16 protein-coding genes are annotated in these 16,772 nt (G+C 72.0%); 10 read left to right on the forward strand and 6 right to left on the reverse strand.

Annotated features, from left to right (window positions below; all coding sequences use genetic code 11):
• Positions 1–5: 5 nt before the first annotated feature.
• Both AMK26_RS05990 and AMK26_RS05995 read left to right on the forward strand, forming a co-directional pair.
• Positions 6–311: a DUF4235 domain-containing protein gene (locus AMK26_RS05990; RefSeq protein ID WP_073753080.1), complete on the forward strand. Its 306-nt coding sequence runs from the start codon at positions 6–8 to the stop codon at positions 309–311.
• A 173-nt stretch (positions 312–484) separates the two neighbouring features.
• Positions 485–1,147 (forward strand): antibiotic biosynthesis monooxygenase, encoded by a 663-nt coding sequence (locus AMK26_RS05995; RefSeq protein ID WP_073752622.1) that lies wholly within the window; start codon positions 485–487, stop codon positions 1,145–1,147.
• 48 nt (positions 1,148–1,195) lie between these two features.
• On the opposite strand, the gene AMK26_RS06000 is transcribed toward AMK26_RS05995, so the two are convergent.
• A complete protein-coding gene (locus tag AMK26_RS06000) occupies positions 1,196–3,052 on the reverse strand; it encodes an endonuclease/exonuclease/phosphatase family protein (RefSeq protein WP_073752624.1) in 1,857 nt (618 codons plus the stop codon).
• Between the two features lie 197 nt (positions 3,053–3,249).
• Between AMK26_RS06000 and AMK26_RS06005 the strand changes: the two genes are divergently transcribed.
• Positions 3,250–4,725, forward strand: coding sequence for a hypothetical protein (locus tag AMK26_RS06005; protein ID WP_073752626.1), 1,476 nt, complete (start codon positions 3,250–3,252; stop codon positions 4,723–4,725).
• 314 nt (positions 4,726–5,039) lie between these two features.
• Here AMK26_RS06005 and AMK26_RS06010 read toward each other — a convergent pair whose 3' ends face one another.
• The 3 genes from AMK26_RS06010 to AMK26_RS06020 form a co-directional block, all read right to left on the reverse strand.
• Positions 5,040–5,807, reverse strand: a complete 768-nt coding sequence (locus AMK26_RS06010) for an SDR family NAD(P)-dependent oxidoreductase (RefSeq protein WP_073752628.1) — start codon at positions 5,805–5,807, stop codon at positions 5,040–5,042.
• A 165-nt stretch (positions 5,808–5,972) separates the two neighbouring features.
• Positions 5,973–7,169 (reverse strand): TerD family protein, encoded by a 1,197-nt coding sequence (locus tag AMK26_RS06015; protein ID WP_198943993.1) that lies wholly within the window; start codon positions 7,167–7,169, stop codon positions 5,973–5,975.
• 78 nt (positions 7,170–7,247) lie between these two features.
• Positions 7,248–8,057, reverse strand: coding sequence for an NAD-dependent epimerase/dehydratase family protein (locus AMK26_RS06020; protein WP_073752632.1), 810 nt, complete (start codon positions 8,055–8,057; stop codon positions 7,248–7,250).
• A gap of 249 nt (positions 8,058–8,306) precedes the next feature.
• Between AMK26_RS06020 and AMK26_RS06025 the strand changes: the two genes are divergently transcribed.
• On the forward strand, positions 8,307–9,236 hold the full coding sequence (locus AMK26_RS06025; RefSeq protein WP_073752634.1) for a 5-dehydro-4-deoxyglucarate dehydratase: 930 nt from the start codon (positions 8,307–8,309) through the stop codon (positions 9,234–9,236).
• Positions 9,233–10,411, forward strand: coding sequence for a hypothetical protein (locus AMK26_RS06030; protein WP_073752636.1), 1,179 nt, complete (start codon positions 9,233–9,235; stop codon positions 10,409–10,411). The genes AMK26_RS06025 and AMK26_RS06030 overlap by 4 nt, the downstream gene beginning before the upstream one ends.
• A 39-nt stretch (positions 10,412–10,450) precedes the next feature.
• Here the strand turns inward: AMK26_RS06030 and AMK26_RS06035 are convergent, their stop codons facing one another.
• On the reverse strand, positions 10,451–10,936 hold the full coding sequence (locus tag AMK26_RS06035; RefSeq protein ID WP_073752638.1) for a hypothetical protein: 486 nt from the start codon (positions 10,934–10,936) through the stop codon (positions 10,451–10,453).
• Positions 10,933–11,259: a hypothetical protein gene (locus tag AMK26_RS06040; RefSeq protein WP_107420882.1), complete on the reverse strand. Its 327-nt coding sequence runs from the start codon at positions 11,257–11,259 to the stop codon at positions 10,933–10,935. The genes AMK26_RS06035 and AMK26_RS06040 overlap by 4 nt, the downstream gene beginning before the upstream one ends.
• Before the next feature lie 182 nt (positions 11,260–11,441).
• Between AMK26_RS06040 and AMK26_RS06045 the strand changes: the two genes are divergently transcribed.
• From AMK26_RS06045 to AMK26_RS06065, 5 genes are all read left to right on the forward strand, one after another.
• A complete protein-coding gene (locus AMK26_RS06045; RefSeq protein ID WP_073752642.1) occupies positions 11,442–12,095 on the forward strand; it encodes a GntR family transcriptional regulator in 654 nt (217 codons plus the stop codon).
• A gap of 34 nt (positions 12,096–12,129) precedes the next feature.
• Positions 12,130–13,032 carry a dihydrodipicolinate synthase family protein gene (locus AMK26_RS06050; RefSeq protein WP_073752644.1) on the forward strand — a complete coding sequence of 301 codons (903 nt, stop codon included), beginning with the start codon at positions 12,130–12,132 and terminating at the stop codon, positions 13,030–13,032.
• The gene (araD, locus tag AMK26_RS06055; RefSeq protein ID WP_073752646.1) at positions 13,029–14,744 is read left to right on the forward strand and encodes an L-arabinonate dehydratase; all 1,716 of its coding nucleotides are present in this window, start codon (positions 13,029–13,031) and stop codon (positions 14,742–14,744) included. Before AMK26_RS06050 ends, araD begins: the two co-directional genes overlap by 4 nt.
• Before the next feature lie 95 nt (positions 14,745–14,839).
• Complete coding sequence (locus tag AMK26_RS06060; protein ID WP_073752648.1) at positions 14,840–15,778, forward strand: carbohydrate ABC transporter permease; 939 nt, start codon at positions 14,840–14,842, stop codon at positions 15,776–15,778.
• A complete protein-coding gene (locus AMK26_RS06065; RefSeq protein WP_073752649.1) occupies positions 15,775–16,686 on the forward strand; it encodes a carbohydrate ABC transporter permease in 912 nt (303 codons plus the stop codon). Before AMK26_RS06060 ends, AMK26_RS06065 begins: the two co-directional genes overlap by 4 nt.
• Positions 16,687–16,772 lie beyond the last annotated feature (86 nt).

The raw sequence follows: 16,772 nt of genomic DNA on the forward strand, positions 1-16,772 counted from the left end.
CGCCGATGACGCGCCAGAAGGACCAGAAGGACCAGAAGAAGAAAAAGAAGAAGAAGCAGAAGATCCTCTACCGGCCGGTCGGCATCCTGCTCGGCATGGCGAGCGGCGCCGCGGCCAGCGCCCTGTTCTCCCGCGCCTGGGCGATGATCGGCAGCGGTGACGCCCCGGACGCCATGGACGAGGAACGGGAGTGGAAGGAGATCCTGCTGGCGGCGGCCGTGCAGGGCGCGATCTTCGCGGTGGTCAAGGCCGCGGTGGACCGCAGCGGCGCGGTCGGTGTCCGCCGGCTGACCGGCACCTGGCCGGCCTGACGGACCGGCCCCGGAGGCCGGTGCGCGGCTGTGCGCTCCCTGTTGCTCGTCAACAGGCCGGCGCGCAGCCGCGCACCCGTGCCCGGCGCCTCTTGACCTCAACCGCGCTTGGGATTCGAGCATGGTCATGCGGCCGCGCCACACGGGGGTGCGGCATCCGAGGAGGGCATGACATGACCGTGATCAAGGTCAGCACCTGGCGCGTCGGTACACCGGAGCGGCAGCGGGCCGCCGTCGACGCCATCGCCAAGACCTGGGCGGGACGGGACTGGCCGGACGTGGGGCCGCTCTCGTACAGCGTGTACACCGGTGAGGACGGGGACACCCTGCTGCACTACTCGCGGTGGACGAGCGAGGAGGCGTACCAGGAGTTCTTCCGGTCCCACCGGGACGACCGGAACCGCGAGACCGACGCCGCCGTGCCCGGTATCGAGCGGGCAGGACTGCACTCGTACGAGCTCTACCGCAGCGGCCGGCTGAACCCCGGCGACACCCGCGTACCCGGCTGCGTGGTGATCGTCGACGTCGAGTTCGACGGACCGGACGCCGACCGGCAACGGGCGTGGGTGGACGCGGTGTTCGAGGCCCTGGAGACCGATCCGAGCCCGCACCCCGGCGGGATCTCCGCGCACTTCCACGTCAGCCTCGACGGCACCCGCGTCCTCAACTACGCCGAGTGGGAGAGCGCCGAGGCCCACATCGAGGCGCTCGCCGCGCCCGGCGACGGGGTCGGGTCGGCGACACCGCAGTGGCGGAAGGTGCGGACGTACCCCGGCGTCGTCGGTGGCGCCGTGAAGCGGTACGCGCCCGCGCTGAGCTTCAGCGCGGGCGCGTGACGAGGGGCCTTACGGGCTCACGGCCTACGGGCTCACGGGCTCACGGGCTCACGGGCGGAAGCGCAGCACCTGCGGGTCGTGGTCGCTGTTCTGCTCGGCGAACTCGGCGTTGATGTGGACGCTGTCGTACTCGAAGCGGCGGATCGACGGGCTGGTCAGGATCTGGTCCAGCACCTGGCTGTTGCCCTGGTAGACGTAGGAGTAGCGCTCGCCGCGCGGCAGCGAGGTGACCGCCGCGTGGAGCGCGCCGCCGTCCGTCAGCGCCTTCGTCGTCTCGGAGAACTCGAAGTCGTTGATGTCGCCGAGGACGACGACATCGGCGGTGCGCTGGACGTGCAGGATGTCCTTGACGAAGGCGTTGACGGCCTGTGCCTGCTGGAGGCGCTTGACCTCGGAGGAACGGTTCGGCGGCTGGCGGTGCGAGACCAGCGACTCGTCGCCGCCCTTGGAGCCGAAGTGGTTCGCGATGACGAAGACCGTACGGCCCCGGAAGGTGAACTCGCCGGCCAGCGGCTTACGGCTGTTGTCCCACGCCGGGTTCGCCGGGTCGATCCGGCCGGGGGAGTGGGTCAGCGCCGCCCGCCCCTTCTCCTGTACGACACCGGTCGCCGTCGTCGCGTCACCGGCCGCGCGGTCCGTGAACGACACGCGCTCGGGGTTGAAGAGGAAGACCTGGCGGATGTTGCCGCCAGGCTCGCCGCCGTCCTTGTTGTTGACCGGGTCGATGGTGCGCCACTCGTACGCAGGGCCGCCGGCCGCGACGATCGCGTCCGTGAACTTCTTCAGCGTCTGGTCGGCGGCGACCGTACCGTCGTTCTTCGCGCCGTTGTTGTCCTGGATCTCCTCCAGGGCGACGATGTCGGGCGAGGCCAGGTTGTCCACGACCGCCTTCGCGAGCGCGTCGAACTTCCCCTGCGGGTCGGACGGATCGAGGTTCTCGACGTTGTACGTCGCCACCGCCAGCTCGCCGCGCTGCTGCTTCTCGGTCGTCTCGCGCTCCAGGCCCCGGTCGGCGACCGTGCCGAGGGTACGGGCCGTGAGGGTGTAGCCGCCGAACTGGTTGAAGTCCAGCGGGCCCTCGGTCGTCCCGGTCAGCCAGTCGCCCACGTTCGCCTTCGGGAACGGCTGCTGGGCGATCGGCGTGAGCGACTGGATCTGGAGGCGGCCGGTGTTCTGGGAGGTGTACGAGCCGTAGACCGTGCCGCCGCGCCGGTTGTCGTTCTCGTGCGGCTTCACCGTCACCCACAGCTCGTGGTGCCTGCTGGTCGCGCCGACGACCCGGGAGGAGCCGATGCGGACGTTGGTGCCCTCCAGGGACTCGTAGTGGTCCAGGGCGTACGAACCCGGCTGGAGGGTGAGGCCGTTGATGGAACCGCCGGCCGCCGGGTCGCCCTCGGGGGCGTACGCGGAGGGGACCGAGCGGGCGGTGATGGTGGTGGGCGCGGGGAGCGGGTTGCCGGAGGAGGTGACGGTGACGGTGGGCCTGGTGATCTGTGTGAGCGACTGGTTGCCGGAGGACGTGCCGCCAGGGACGTACTCGGTGACCGTGCCGGAGACGGTGACCGCGTCACCGACGGCGACGGTCGGGACGGAGCCGGTGTAGACGAAGACGCCCTCGCTGGTGGCAGGGTTGTCGTCGCCCTGCGGGTCCTGGAACCAGAAGCCGCGCGAGCCGTACGTCCGTACGCCGGTGACGATGCCGGACACTCCGCTGACCTGCTGCCCGGCCAGGGGGGATATGCGGGTGGTGCCCTGGATGTCGTGGATGCGTATCGCGGTGGCGGTGGCCTCGTCGGCCGTGGCGGTTGCCGTTCCGGCGGCGAGCAGCCCGGCGGCGAGGGCGGTGGCGACGACGGCCGAGACGGCGGCGGTTCTCGGCGCGGTTCTCGGCAGGGAGGAAGGCATCACTGGGCTCCGATGAGGTCGTGGGAGGTACTGAGCGGTAGCTCTACGCGCGTCAATCTCTTGGCTGAGCACCGCACTTGTCAAGGGTTCACGGATGTACGGGCTTTGACCGGTACATGAACTGCCAGGCATGCGCCCGAATGCGTCTACGCTGGGGGCCGCCCGACCCCCACGTACGCGCCGAGGAGAGACCCCAGATGTCGGACCGCCCCACCCTGCCGCCGGTGCGGCTGCCCTCGGACGCGGAGCTGGCGCGGGACGCGCTCGTCACCCCCTTGCTGGCCAGGGCCGTCCGGCTCGCCCGCTGGGCCGGGCCGCAGACCCGGGTCGGCGCCGGCGGCGAGCTCGTCGAGGAGCAGCTGCCGGCCGCCGCCGAGGCGCTCGGGCTCACGCCGGACGACGACGGCGCGGCGTACGCGAGCGAGGCGTGGCGGGTCGCCGTCGACACCGGGCTCGTCGTGGTCGACGACCCGCAGGACGGCGAGGGCGACGAGGACGGCGGCGACGGCGACGGTGGCCTTGTCGAGGCGGGCGGGCAGCTCGCGCTGGTCACCGGCGGGGCGCCGCAGGACGTCCTGGCGCTGTGGCTGGACGCCCTGGAGACGGCGCTCGCCGACGCGACCGCGCCGCTGCTCGACGACCTCGCGGACGTACTCGACGAGGACGGCGACCTCGACTTCGAGTCGCTGGACTGGGACCCGCAGCGGGAGGCCGAGTTCCTCGACGGCGTCCTCGGCAACCTGTACCTCCTGACCGTCACGGAGGGCGGCGCCGGTGACGCGCCGGTGCCGCTGCCCGCGCTCGCCGCGTCGATGATCGTGCCCGACGACATGGGCGAGCCGACCGACGACATCCTGGAGCAGGTGTCCGAGGCGATGATGCGGCTGGACGACCAGTTCCGGGTGCTGGAGCCGATCGGGCTGGTCGAGTACCAGCCGGTCGACGAGGCGCTGATGGCGGAGGAGGGCGACTCGGAGCCGGTCGCGATGGGCGACGACGAGGACGTGTCGCGGTACGGGATGGTGAAGTTGACCCCTCTCGGGCTGTACGGCGTCCGCGCCCGGATGCTGGAGGCCGGCCTGGACGCGCCGGCCGTCGGTGACCTCACCGACAAGGGTGCGGACGCGCTGCTGGACGGGGTGGCCCACTACCCGGAGGCGTCGGCGCGCGCCGAGACGCAACGGTGGCTGGCCCGCCGCGAGCCGCTGCCCGCGGCGCGCGAGCTGCTCGCAGCGGCGAAGGGCACGGACGCCGGCTCGCCGCTGCGCCGGCTCCACTGCCAGCAGGCGCTGTCGCTGGTGGGCGCGGACGCGGAACCCGCCGTACGGGAGGTCCTGGACGACCCGGAGCTGGGCGGCCTCGCGCGGGTCTGGCTCGCGGAGCGGGGCGCGGCGGACGTGCCGGCGCCGCCGGAGCCCATGATCTTCTGGCTGGCCGTCGACACGATCGCGGCGCAGCTGGACGCGGCGGGCGGCGGCGACCTGGACGAACTCCAGGAACTGGTGGAGGGCCTGACGAGCCAGCACAGCGGCTTCTTCGACGCGGCGTGGCGGGTGCAGCACCCGGCGACGCCGGAGGTGCTGGAGGCGATGGGGCGGCTGCACCGGGACAAGCGGGTGGCGAAGGAGGCCCGCAAAGCCGCGTTCAAGGCCCGCTCGCGGACGGGCGACTGACGGCGGCTCGCGCCCCCGTGGCCCCGGTCTGTCACCCGGGGGGTGCGCGGGTCCGGCCTGGATGTCCCGGCTCGGACTCCTCTCCCCGTCGACTGGGTGCCCCGGGCCGGTCGGATACGTACGCCGCCGGCCTTCCAGCACCGGCCCGCCGGCCTCCGCCGCAGCCGGGAGGGAAGAGACGCCGGCCGCGAAGGACGATCCCCGCCCACCCGTCCTGTGCTCATCGGCGCCCGGGCGCAGCCCTCCTGATCACTGCCGCCGGAGTGGTCGTGGCCGCGCGCAGAGGTTGCGCCATCTGACCCGTGCCCGGTGGGTCAGGTGCGGAGGTGGGACGCGCCGTTGAGGTCGAGGATGGTGCCGGAGGACCATTCAGCGGCCGGGGAGGCGAGCCAGAGGACCGCCGCGGCTATCTCCTCCGCGGTGCCCACCCGGCCGAAGGGGCTCTGGGCGCGGATCGTGTCGCCTTCCGGGCCGGTCAGGCGGGGCGTGACGCGTTCGGTGGCGAAGAAGCCGGGAGCGACCGAGGCCACGGCGATGCCGTGCGGTGCGAGGGACACCGCGAGGGACTGGCCCAGGGCGTGGACGGCCGCTTTGGTGGCGCCGTAGGCGGGGTGGTCCGGTTCGCCGCGGAAGGCGCCCCGGGAACCGACGTTGACGATGCGTCCGCCGGTGCCCTGGTCGATCATGCGGCGCGCGGCCAGGTGGCTGAGGTTGGCGGTGGCGAGCAGGTTGACGGCGACGTGCTGTTGCCAGATCCGTACCCACTCCTCGTACGGGGTCTCGGGAAGCGGGTGCGGGGTGTTCACGGCCGCGTTGTTGACGAGGACGTCCAGGCCGCCGAGCGCGGAGGCGGCGGTGTCCGCGACGCGGACGGCCTCCGACGGGTCGGTGAGGTCACCGCCCACGAGGGCGTGGCCCGTGCCCGGGAGGGCGTCGAGGGTCGCGCGTGCTTCGTCGGCGCGGGAGCCGTAGTGCACCGCGACCCGGTCGCCGTTCGCGGCGAAGGCCTGCGCGACGGCGCGGCCGAGGCCCCGGGAGGCGCCGCTGACGAGGACGCGACGGCCGGTGGCGGGGAGGTTCATGGGGCGACGACTCTCTGTTCGGGAAAGGTGCGTGAGGCCATACGTCGCGCCCGGGACGGGCCGGTGGTGCGGCCCGCGCCGGGCGCCGACGACGAGGCGGCCCGGGCCCGGCTGGACGGCCTCGTCGCGGACGGGCGCTAGGTGGAGGACGTCTACGGAGCGGTCCTACAGGGCCTGGGCGGCCGGCTTGACCATGCCCCGCACGGTCCGCGACTTCACGAACTGGCCCATCGCGGTCATCTCCCACTCACCCGAGAACTGCTTGACGAGCTTGGCCATCATGACGCCCGTCTGCGGCTCGGCGGAGGTCAGGTCGAAGCGGACCAGTTCCTCGCCGGTCGCCGCGTCCATCAGGCGGCAGTACGCCTTGGCGACCTCGGTGAACTTCTGTCCGGAGAAGGAGTTCACGGTGAAGACCAGTCCGGTGGCGTCGGCCGGGAGCCGGCCCAGGTCGACCACGATCACCTCGTCGTCGCCCGCGCCCTCACCCGTCAGGTTGTCGCCGGAGTGCTTGATCGCTCCGCTCAGGATGGACAGCTTGCCGAAGTAGCAGCTGTCCAGGTGGTTGCGCTGGGGGCCGTACGCGATGACGGAGGCGTCCAGGTCGATGTCCTTGCCGCGGAACGCGGGCTCCCAGCCGAGGCCCATCTTGACCTGGGAGAGCAGGGGGCGGCCGCCCTTGACGAGGGAGACGGTCTGGTTCTTCTGGAGATTGACCCGGCCCTTGTCGAGGTTGATCTTCCCGGGGGCGGCGGCCGGGGCCATGGTGGGAGGGGCCGGGGGCGCGGGCGGCGCGGCCTGAGCGGCGGGCGTCACCGGAGCGGGAGTGGGAGTGGGCGCCGGGGCGGCCTGCGCCGGTTCCTCGTCGACCGAGACGCCGAAGTCGGTGGCGATGCCGGCCAGCCCGTTGGCGTACCCCTGCCCGACGGCGCGGGCCTTCCAGGCGCCGCCCCTGAGGTAGACCTCGACCACGACCAGTGCGGTCTCCGTGCCGAGCCGCGGCGGGGTGAACGTGGCGAGCGCGCTGCCGTCGTCAGCGTTGCGGATGGTCGCGGTGGGTTCGATGCCCTGGAACGTCTGCCCCGCGGCGTCCGGGCTCGCGGTGACGACGATCTTCTCGATGCCGGGCGGCACCGCGGCCGTGTCCACGATGATCGCGTCGGGTGCCGTGCCGCCGCCCGACCGGTACGTCACGCCGGGGCCGGACGGCTGGTTGTAGAAGATGAAGTCGTCGTCGGAGCGCACCTTGCCGTCGGCGGTGAGCAGCAGGCCCGATACGTCGAGCCGCACGGGCGCGGCGACGTCCACCGCCACACGGGTGACGGGAAGCGGGATGTTCGAGCCGGGGGTCATAGCTGTCATGCCTGAGGTAACGACCGAGGCCGCTTTGCCGTTCCCTTACCTTGGGCCACTCCGGTTACGTGGTGATCGCGGGCGGGCCTAGTACGGCCACTGCGGCGGGTTGGTGCAGAAGTGGCCGCCCAGGTGGGCGTGGTCCGGGTTGGCGTCGTCCAGTTCGCCCTGTTCGGCGATGAGCTTCTCGGCGTACTGCTCGGAGTCGTCCCGCGGCTCGTAGCCGAGCGCCCGGGCGGTGGAGAGGTCCCACCACAGGCGGGTGTTGGCGGACGAGCCGTACACCACGGTGTGCTTCACGTCCTCGGCGGTGAGGGCGGCGTGGAAGAGGCGGGCGCAGTCGCCGGGGCTCATCCAGACCGACAGCATCCGCACGGAGGTGGGCTCCATGAAGCAGGAGCCGATGCGTACGGAGACGGTCTCGATGCCGTGCAGGTCCCAGTAGAGCTGGGCCAGGTCCTCGCCGAAGCACTTGGACAGCCCGTAGTACGTGTCGGGGCGGCGCGGGGTGTCGACCGGGATGAGCGGGTCGCCCTCGTGGGGGCGCGGCGTGAAGCCGACCGCGTGGTTGCTGGACGCGAACAGCATCCGGCGCACGCCTTGCTCGCGGGCCGCCTCGTACAGGTTGTACGTGCCTTCGATGTTGGCGCGCAGGATCTTCTCGAAGGGGGCTTCCAGGGAGATGCCCGCCAGGTGGATGATCGCGTCGACGCCCCGTACGGCCTCGCGCAGCGCCTCCTTGTCGGCGAGGTCGGCGGTGATCGCGTCCGGTTCGCCCTCGATGGGGGTGGCGTCGAAGAGGCGCAGCTCGTATCCGTACGCGGGCAGCAGCCCCCGCATCAGGGTGCCGAGGCCGCCGGCGGCTCCGGTGAGCAGGACCGTACGGGGAGCGGGCATGGGCGGATCTCCTTGCTGGGGCTCATGTACATAGGTCGCATTCACATGCGTGGACACGCTAGAGAGGGACTCCGAACACCGTCAAGTGTGGTGGCGGGCGGTCGACTCTGCCTGTGAATTGCGGTTTTCTGCCAACTTTTCGGCAGGCCTCCGCCTTGACCGGCCCAAGGGGGCCGGTCTAGCGTGGTCGTGTTCATGGATGTGGATACCGATCATAGTTGTGTACGACGTCTTGCCCAGGGAGCGCCCGTGACCCCAGCCCCGCTCGCCGGCCGACTCGACGGCCTGCTCTTCTTCCCCGTCACCGCCTACGGACCCGACGGCGCGCTCGCCCTGGACGCGTTCCGCGCGCACGTGCGCGCCGGGGTCGAGGCCGGTGCCGGCGCGGTGTTCGCCTGCTGCGGCACGGGGGAGTTCCACGCCCTCACGCCCGAGGAGTTCCACGCCTGCGTGGCGGCCGCCGTCGAGGAGACCGCCGGGCGGGTGCCGGTCGTGGCCGGCGCCGGGTACGGCACGGCGCTCGCGATCCAGTACGCGAAGCTCGCCGAGGAGGCGGGCGCCGACGGGCTGCTCGCCATGCCGCCCTACCTCGTCGTCGCCGACCAGGAGGGGCTGCTGCGCCACTACACCGCCCTGGCCGGGGCCACCGGGCTCGACGTCATCGTCTACCAGCGGGACAACGCGATCCTCACACCGGAGACGGTCGTCGAACTCGCCCGTGTCGACGGCGTCATCGGCCTCAAGGACGGCCACGGCGACCTGGACCTGATGCAGCGCGTCGTCAGCGCCGTACGCTCCGAAGGGCTGGACCTGCTGTACTTCAACGGCCTGCCCACCGCCGAACTCACCGGCCTCGCCTACCGGGGCATCGGCGTCTCGCTCTACTCCTCCGCCGTCTTCTGCTTCGCGCCCGACATCGCCCTCGCCTTCCACCGCGCGCTGAACAGCGGCGACGACGCGACCGCGAACCGGCTCATCGACGGCTTCTACCGGCCGCTGGTCGAACTGCGCGCCCAGGGCCGGGGATACGCCGTCTCGCTGGTCAAGGCGGCCGTCCGGATGGGCGGCCTGGACGTCGGCGAGGTCCGCCCGCCGCTCAGCGAACCGGCGCCCGCCCACATCAAGGAACTCGCCGGGATCGTCGAGCGAGGCCGCGCCCTGCTGGGGGACCAGCGGTGAGGACCTCCGCCTTCGTCTACCCCTGGGACGTCATCGGCGACCCGGACGCCGCCGCGCGGATCGCGGACCTCGGCGTCGAGCAGGTCACCCTCGCCTCCGCGTACCACTCCACCCGCGCCCTGACCCCGCGTCACCCGGCCCACCGCCTCGTCACCGCCGAGTACGCCGCCGTCCTCTACCCGCCGGACCGCTCCCGCTGGGCCGGGCGGGACCTGGCGCCGTACGAGGCGGGGGACTGGGCACCCGGCGACGCGTACGGGGCGGCCGCCCTGGCGCTGGAGGCCGCCGGGCTGGACGTCCACAGCTGGGTCGTCCTCGCGCACAGCTCCCGCCTCGGCGCCGAGCACCCCGGCACCTCGGTGGTCAACGCCTACGGCGACCGCTACCCGTGGGCGCCCTGCGTCGCCCGCCCCGAGGTGCGGGCCTATCTGGTGGACCTGGCCGCCGAGGCGGCGGTACGCCCCGGGGCGCGCGGCACCGAACTGGAGTCGTGCGGCTGGTACGGGATGGCCCACCTGCACGCCCACGACAAGATCGCGGGCGTCGTCCTCGGGGACGCCGCGCAGTACCTGATGTCCCTGTGCTTCTGCGCCGCGTGCCGCGAAGGGTACGCGGGGCAGGGCGCCGACCCGGACGAGCTGGCCGCGTGCGTGCGCCGCGCCCTGGAGCCGGTGTGGAGCGCGGGCGGCTCGGCCGACGCGGGGTGGCCCGCCGTGGAGAAGCTGCTGGGTGCCGGCCTCGCCGCGGCCACCCTCGCGTGGCGCGCCCACGCCGCCCGGGCCCTCCAGGAGGCCGCCGTCGCGGCGGTACGGGCGGCCGCCCACCCGGCGTTCCGGATCCTGCTGCACGCCGACCCCGCCCCGTACCGCACGGGCGCCAACCCCGGGGTGGACCCGGCGCACATCCTGTCCGTCGCGGACGGCGTCGTCCTGCCCTGCACGGGCGGCGGCGCGGACACGGTGCTGCCCCCGTTCGCCGCCCACGCGCGCGTGGACACCGTCCTGGCGGCCAACCTCACGGTGGTGACCGGCATGGGAGGGTCCCCGTCCACCCTCGCCGCCGACGCCGCCCACGCCCGGGAACTGGGCGCCACCGAACTGCGCCTGTACCACGCGGGCCTCGCCTCCGACCAGGACCTGGCGACGGTCAGGGAGGCGCTGCTCGCCCTGCGGTGACACGCGGGTCCATGCGTGCCCTGGCCCGGCACCGTCGGCTCAGACGGCGACGACGTGCACATCCGCCGGGTTCAGCACCGCCAGGTAGGCGGCCATGTCGTCCGGGTCGCTGGTGAAGACCACCGCGCTGCCGTGCTTGGCGGCGGCCAGCGCCACCCAGGCGTCCACGGCGTCCGGCCGCTTCTTGGGCGGCAGGGCCGCTTCACCCAGTGCGGTGCCCACCCGCCGCCAGTCCATGAGGTCGGGGCCGGAACTGCAGGCGATGCACTCCGGCAGCCCCGCTCTCGTTTCCCGCATCGCTGGTTCCGAGTTCCTCGCCTGCGGTACCGAGCAGTCCTTGAGGATGCCGGCCAGCGCGTGCACCAGGGCCGGCTGGGGGCGCCACACCTGCGCCAGGACCGGCCCCAGCACCAAGGCGCGATGCGGTGTCGCCTTCAGGCCCTCGTGCAGCCGGACCGCCTTGGTCTTCCGATCGGCGAGCGCGATCAGCATCCCCGTGTCGTACACCGGGACTCTCGCGCTCACGCGGCGTGCCCAGGGCGGGCCCCGTCCTGATGGGCTCCGTAGACCAGGTCGAGCGCGGTTTCCACTTCCCGCTGCTCACTGTCAGTGAGCTCCCCGGCCGCGACCTCCCGCCCTCCCGGAAGCGCCGCCGCCTCCGCCTCCGCCGCCGCGATGAGCGAGTCCACCCCGGCGAACTGTTCCTCTATGGCTTCGCTTTCCGCCATCTGCCGCGTCGCGGCATGCACCAGGTACGCCGAGACGTCCATGCCCGCGCGCTCGGCGTGCCGCTTGATGCGTACCGCCTGCTCCTGCTCGAGGCTGATGCTGATCCTGGTCTTTGCCACCACCCCAGCGTATGACGCGTAATACGCCTGGTCAAACGAGCCTTCGCTGGTCGGGGCCGTCGGAGTCCCCACGAGTTTTGTCATAAGCGTTGACGAACGCGCGCCACCGCCCTAGCTTCATCGCGTCGTACTTCGTACGTCATATATGAGACGCGATACGCGAGATATGAGAGCCCGCCCTTATGGCCTTCGCCGCCGCCCCCAGTCCCATCCCCTCCCGCACCCAGTACGTCCTGGAGGCGATCAAGCACGCGATCCTCACCGGGCAACTGCCCCCGGGCAAAGCCCTGGTGGAGACCGAACTGGCCGCGCAGTACGGGGTGTCCAAGACCCCCGTACGGGAAGCCCTGAAGACCCTCGCCGGGACCGGCCTCGTCGTCATGAGCCAGTACAAGGGCGCCACCGTCCGCACCGTCGACGCCGCCATGGCGCGCGAGGTCTACGACGTACGCCTGCTCCTCGAGCCCGAGGCGCTGCGCCGCACCATCGGCCGCGGCGCGTCGCTCGACGCCGCCGGCCAGGCGCTCGCCGACGCCGACGGGGCGGCCGACCAGGCCGAACGCTCCCTCGCCAACCGGGAGTTCCACCGCGCCCTCTACCTGCCCTGCGGCAACCCGCTGCTCGCCAGGATGCTCGACGAGGTGCGCGACCAGGCCGCGCTCGTGTCCACCGTCGCCTGGAGCGCCCAGCCCTCCTGGCGGCACGAGGCCGAGGAGCACCGGCAGATCCTGAGCCTGGCGCTGGCCGGGGACGCCGAGGGCGCCGCGCGCGCCCTGCACGACCACATCGCCTCGTTCGTCGCACGCGCCTTCCCCGGCGACGACGACGCCCAGTGACCAACGCCCAGTGACCACGGAAAAGGACAGCCGTATGGACCACGCATCGCTGAGGGCGGCTCTCGCGGACGTCGTCGCGATCCCCGTGACACCCTTCGGCGCCGACGGCGGCGTCGAACGCGACACCTACCGCGCCGTGCTGCGCCGGATGCTCGACGGCGGCGTACGGGCTGTCACCCCCAATGGCAACACCGGCGAGTTCTACGCCCTCACCCCCCAGGAGCGGGTCCTGATGACCGAGTTGACCGTCGAGGAGACCGGCGACCGCGCCGCCGTCCTCGTCGGCGTCGGACACGACCTGCCGACCGCGACCGCCGCCGCCCGGCACGCCCGCGACCTCGGCGCCGGCATGGTCATGGTCCACCAGCCCGTGCACCCGTACGTCTCGCGCGACGGCTGGATCGCGTACCACCGCGAGATCGCCGACGCCGTCCCCGAGCTGGGCGTCGTGCCGTACATCCGCAACCCGCTCCTCGACGGCGCCACCATCGCCCGGCTCGGCGAGCTGTGCCCCAACGTCATCGGCGTCAAGTACGCCGTGCCCGACGCCGCCCGCTTCGGCGCCGTCGCCCGCGACGCCGGGCTCGACCGGTTCGTGTGGATCGCCGGCCTCGCCGAGCTGTACGCGCCCGCCTACTGGGCCATGGGCGCCACCGGCTTCACCTCCGGGCTGGTCAACGTCGCCCCGGCCGTCTCGCTCGCCATGCTGGAGGCGCTGCGCGCCGGGGACCAGCAGGCCGCCGCGAAGGTGTGGGAGCAGATCCGCCCCTTCGAGGACCTGCGCGCCGCCGACCAGTCCGCCGACAACGTCACGGTCGTCAAGGAGGCGCTGGACGCCCTCGGCCTGTGCCGCCGCGACGTGCGCCCGCCGAGCCGCCTGCTCCCCGAGGCGCGCCGCGCCGAGATCGCCGCGATGGTCGGGAGCTGGTCCATATGAAGCCGGAAGAGCTCCGCAGCCACCAGTGGTACGGGACCGACGGCCTGCGCTCGTTCAGCCACCGCGCCCGCACCCGCCAGCTCGGCTACCTCCCCGAGGAGCACCTGGGCAAGCCGGTCATCGCGATCCTCAACACCTGGTCCGACATCAACCCCTGTCACGTCCACCTGCGTGACCGGGCGCAGGCCGTGAAGCGGGGGGTGTGGCAGGCCGGGGGCTTCCCGCTGGAGTTCCCGGTCGCCACGCTCTCGGAGACGTTCCAGAAGCCGACGCCGATGCTCTACCGCAATCTCCTGGCGATGGAGACGGAGGAGTTGCTGCGCTCGTACCCGGTCGACGGGGCGGTGCTGATGGGCGGCTGCGACAAGTCGACACCGGCGCTGCTGATGGGCGCGGCCTCCGCCGACCTGCCCGCCGTCTTCGTACCGGCCGGGCCGATGTTGCCGGGCCACTGGCGCGGTGAGGTCCTCGGCTCCGGCACGGACATGTGGAAGTACTGGGACGACAAGCGCGCCGGGCTCATCGGCGACTGCGAGATGGCCGAGCTGGAGAACGGACTCGCCCGCTCGCCCGGCCACTGCATGACCATGGGCACCGCCTCCACGCTGACGGCCGCCGCCGAGGCGCTGGGCGTCACCATGCCGGGCGCCTCCTCGGTCCCGGCCGTCGACTCCGGGCACGACCGGATGGCCGCCGCCTCCGGGATGCGGATCGTCGAGCTCGTACGCCAGGACCTGAGACTGTCCCGGATCCTGACGAGGGAGGCGTACGAGGACGCCGTGACGACCGTCCTCGGGCTGGGCGGGTCGACCAACGCCGTGATCCACCTGATCGCCATGGCGGGCCGCTCCGGAGTCGCGCTCACGCTCGACGACTTCGACCGGATCGCCCGGACCGTGCCGGTCCTCGCGAACCTCCGCCCGGGCGGGCGGTACCTGATGGAGGACTTCCACTTCGCCGGCGGACTGCCCGGGTTCCTCTCCCGCATCACCGACCTGCTGCACCTGGACCGGCCGACCGTCGCCCACGCCACCCTGCGCGAACAGCTCGACGGCGCGCTGGTGCACAACGACGACGTGATCCGGCCGCGCGACCGGGCGCTCGCCGACGAGGGCGGTGTCGCGGTCCTGCGCGGCAACCTCTGCCCCGACGGCGCCGTCATCAAGCACATCGCCGCCGAGCCGCACCTGCTCAAGCACACCGGGCCCGCCGTCGTCTTCGACGACTACCGGACCATGCAGCGCACCATCAACGACCCGGCCCTCGGCATCACCGCCGACCATGTGCTGGTGCTGCGCAACGCCGGGCCCAAGGGCGGCCCCGGGATGCCGGAGTACGGGATGCTCCCGATCCCCGACCACCTGCTCAAGCAGGGCGTCCGGGACATGGTGCGGATCTCCGACGCCCGGATGAGCGGCACCAGTTACGGCACGTGCGTGCTGCACGTCGCGCCCGAGTCGTACGTCGGCGGGCCCCTGGCCCTCGTCCGCACCGGCGACCTCATCACCCTCGACGTCGAGGCGCGCACGCTCCACCTGGACGTGGGCGACGAGGAGCTTCAGCGGCGCAGGGCGGAGTGGACCCCGCCGCCCGCCCGGTACGGGCGCGGCTACGGCGCCCTCTACAGCGAGCACATCACCCAGGCCGACACCGGCTGCGACTTCGCGTTCCTCGCCAGGGCCGGCGAGGTCCCGGACCCCTACGCGGGCTGAACCGCTTCCTCTCCTGACCGGAGTCGCCGTGTTCGGCATACCGAACACGATCCGGTAAGCGCTTCACCCCACGCAATGACGAACGGAGACATGTCATGGCCCAAGCCGCAGCCGTGGCGAAACACCCCCGGGCCGGCCGGCGCCGCACGGGGACCGGAGCCGAACCACGCCGCCTGCCGTACCTGCTGATCGCGCCCGCCGGGCTGCTGATGCTGGGCTTCATCGCCTACCCGGTACTGAGCGTCTTCTACTACAGCCTGCAGCACTACAACGTCACCAAGCCGTGGAAGAACGGCTACGCGGGCCTGGACAACTTCACCCGCGTCTTCACCGAGGACCCCCTCTTCTGGTCCACGCTCGGCTTCAGCGCCAAGTGGGTCATCGTCCAGGTCAGCCTCCAACTCGCCCTCGGGCTCGTACTGGCGCTGCTGGTCAACCAGACGTTCGTCGGCCGGGCCGTCGCCCGCGCCCTGGTCTTCTCGCCGTGGGCCGTCTCCGGCGTCCTGACCACCACCATCTGGATGCTGCTCTACAACCCCTCCACGGGCGTGAGCCGCTACCTCGCCGACATCGGCATCGGCTCGTACGGCACCTCCGTGCTGTCCGACACGGGCACCGTCTTCTGGGCGGCGGTCGTCGCCGAACTGTGGCGAGGAGTCCCCTTCTTCGCCATCCTCATCCTCGCCGACCTCCAGTCCATCCCCAGGGACCTGTACGAGGCGGCGTCGGTGGACGGGGCGGGCCGGCTGCGGCAGTTCTTCCACATCACGCTGCCCCACCTCAAGGACGCGATCATCCTCTCCACGCTGCTGCGCGGCGTCTGGGAGTTCAACAACGTCGACCTGCTCTACACCCTCACGGGCGGTGGCCCCGCCGGAGTCACCACGACGCTGCCCCTGATGATCGCGAACACCGGTATCGAGGGCCACGACTTCGGTTACGCCTCCGCGCTGACCACCGTCGCGTTCGTGATCCTCCTCTTCTGCTCGATCCTCTATCTGCGCCTGAGCAAGTTCGGAGGCGACCGCACATGACCGCCGCACTCGCGGAAAAGGGCACCCACGCGCGCGTGCCCACGCCCCAGCCGCCGCTGCCCCCGTCCGGGTCGCGCACACCGAAGCGGGAGCGCGCCTTCGACGACGTACCGCGCTGGCAGATCTACGTCCCCCTCGGGCTGTACTTGCTGTTCACGCTCGTCCCGTTCTACTGGATGCTGCTGTTCGCGCTGCGGCCCGCCGGGTCCACCTCGCTGGTGCCGTGGCCGCTGACCTTCGAGCACTTCGACAAGGTCTGGAACGAGCGCAGCTTCGGCGTCTTCTTCCAGAACAGCATGCTCGTCGGCGTCGCCACGCTGGTGACGACCACCCTCATCGCCCTGACCGGCGGGTACGCCCTGGCCCGGTTCAACTTCCGGATCAAGAACGGCTTCATGCTGGCGCTGCTGTGCTCCCAGTTCATCCCGGGCGCGCTGATGCTGGTCCCGCTGTTCGAGATCTTCCGCGAGCTTCGGATGATCAACTCGCTGGGCAGCGTCATCATCGCCGAGACGGTCTTCCAGCTGCCCCTGTCGATCATCCTGATCAGCGGGTTCATCAAGAACGTGCCGGTCTCCCTGGAGGAGGCCGCCTGGGTGGACGGCTGCTCCCGCTTCCGCGCCTTCTGCGCGGTCGTCCTGCCGCTGCTGCGGCCCGGGCTGATCGCGGTCGGCTCCTTCGCCTTCGTCCACAGCTGGAACCACTTCCTGTTCGCCCTGATGTTCCTCAGCCGGCAGGACAGGCAGACCATCCCCGTCGGCCTCAACACCCTCATCGGCTCGGACAGCGTCGACCTGGGCGCGCTGGCGGCGGGCGGGGTCGTCGCGGCCGTCCCCGTGGTGATCGTCTTCGCGTTCATCCAGAAGTGGCTCATCACCGGCTTCAGCGCCGGGGCGGTGAAGGGCTGACGCCCCGCGCCTCGGGCGACCCGGGCCGCCGCCCGGCCCCGGGGTGCCGCGCCCGGTCCTGGGCCCTGGCCGTACCGGCCGAAACC

Origin of the sequence: Streptomyces sp. CB03234 (assembly GCF_001905885.1) — a bacterium.
Lineage (GTDB): Bacteria > Actinomycetota > Actinomycetes > Streptomycetales > Streptomycetaceae > Streptomyces.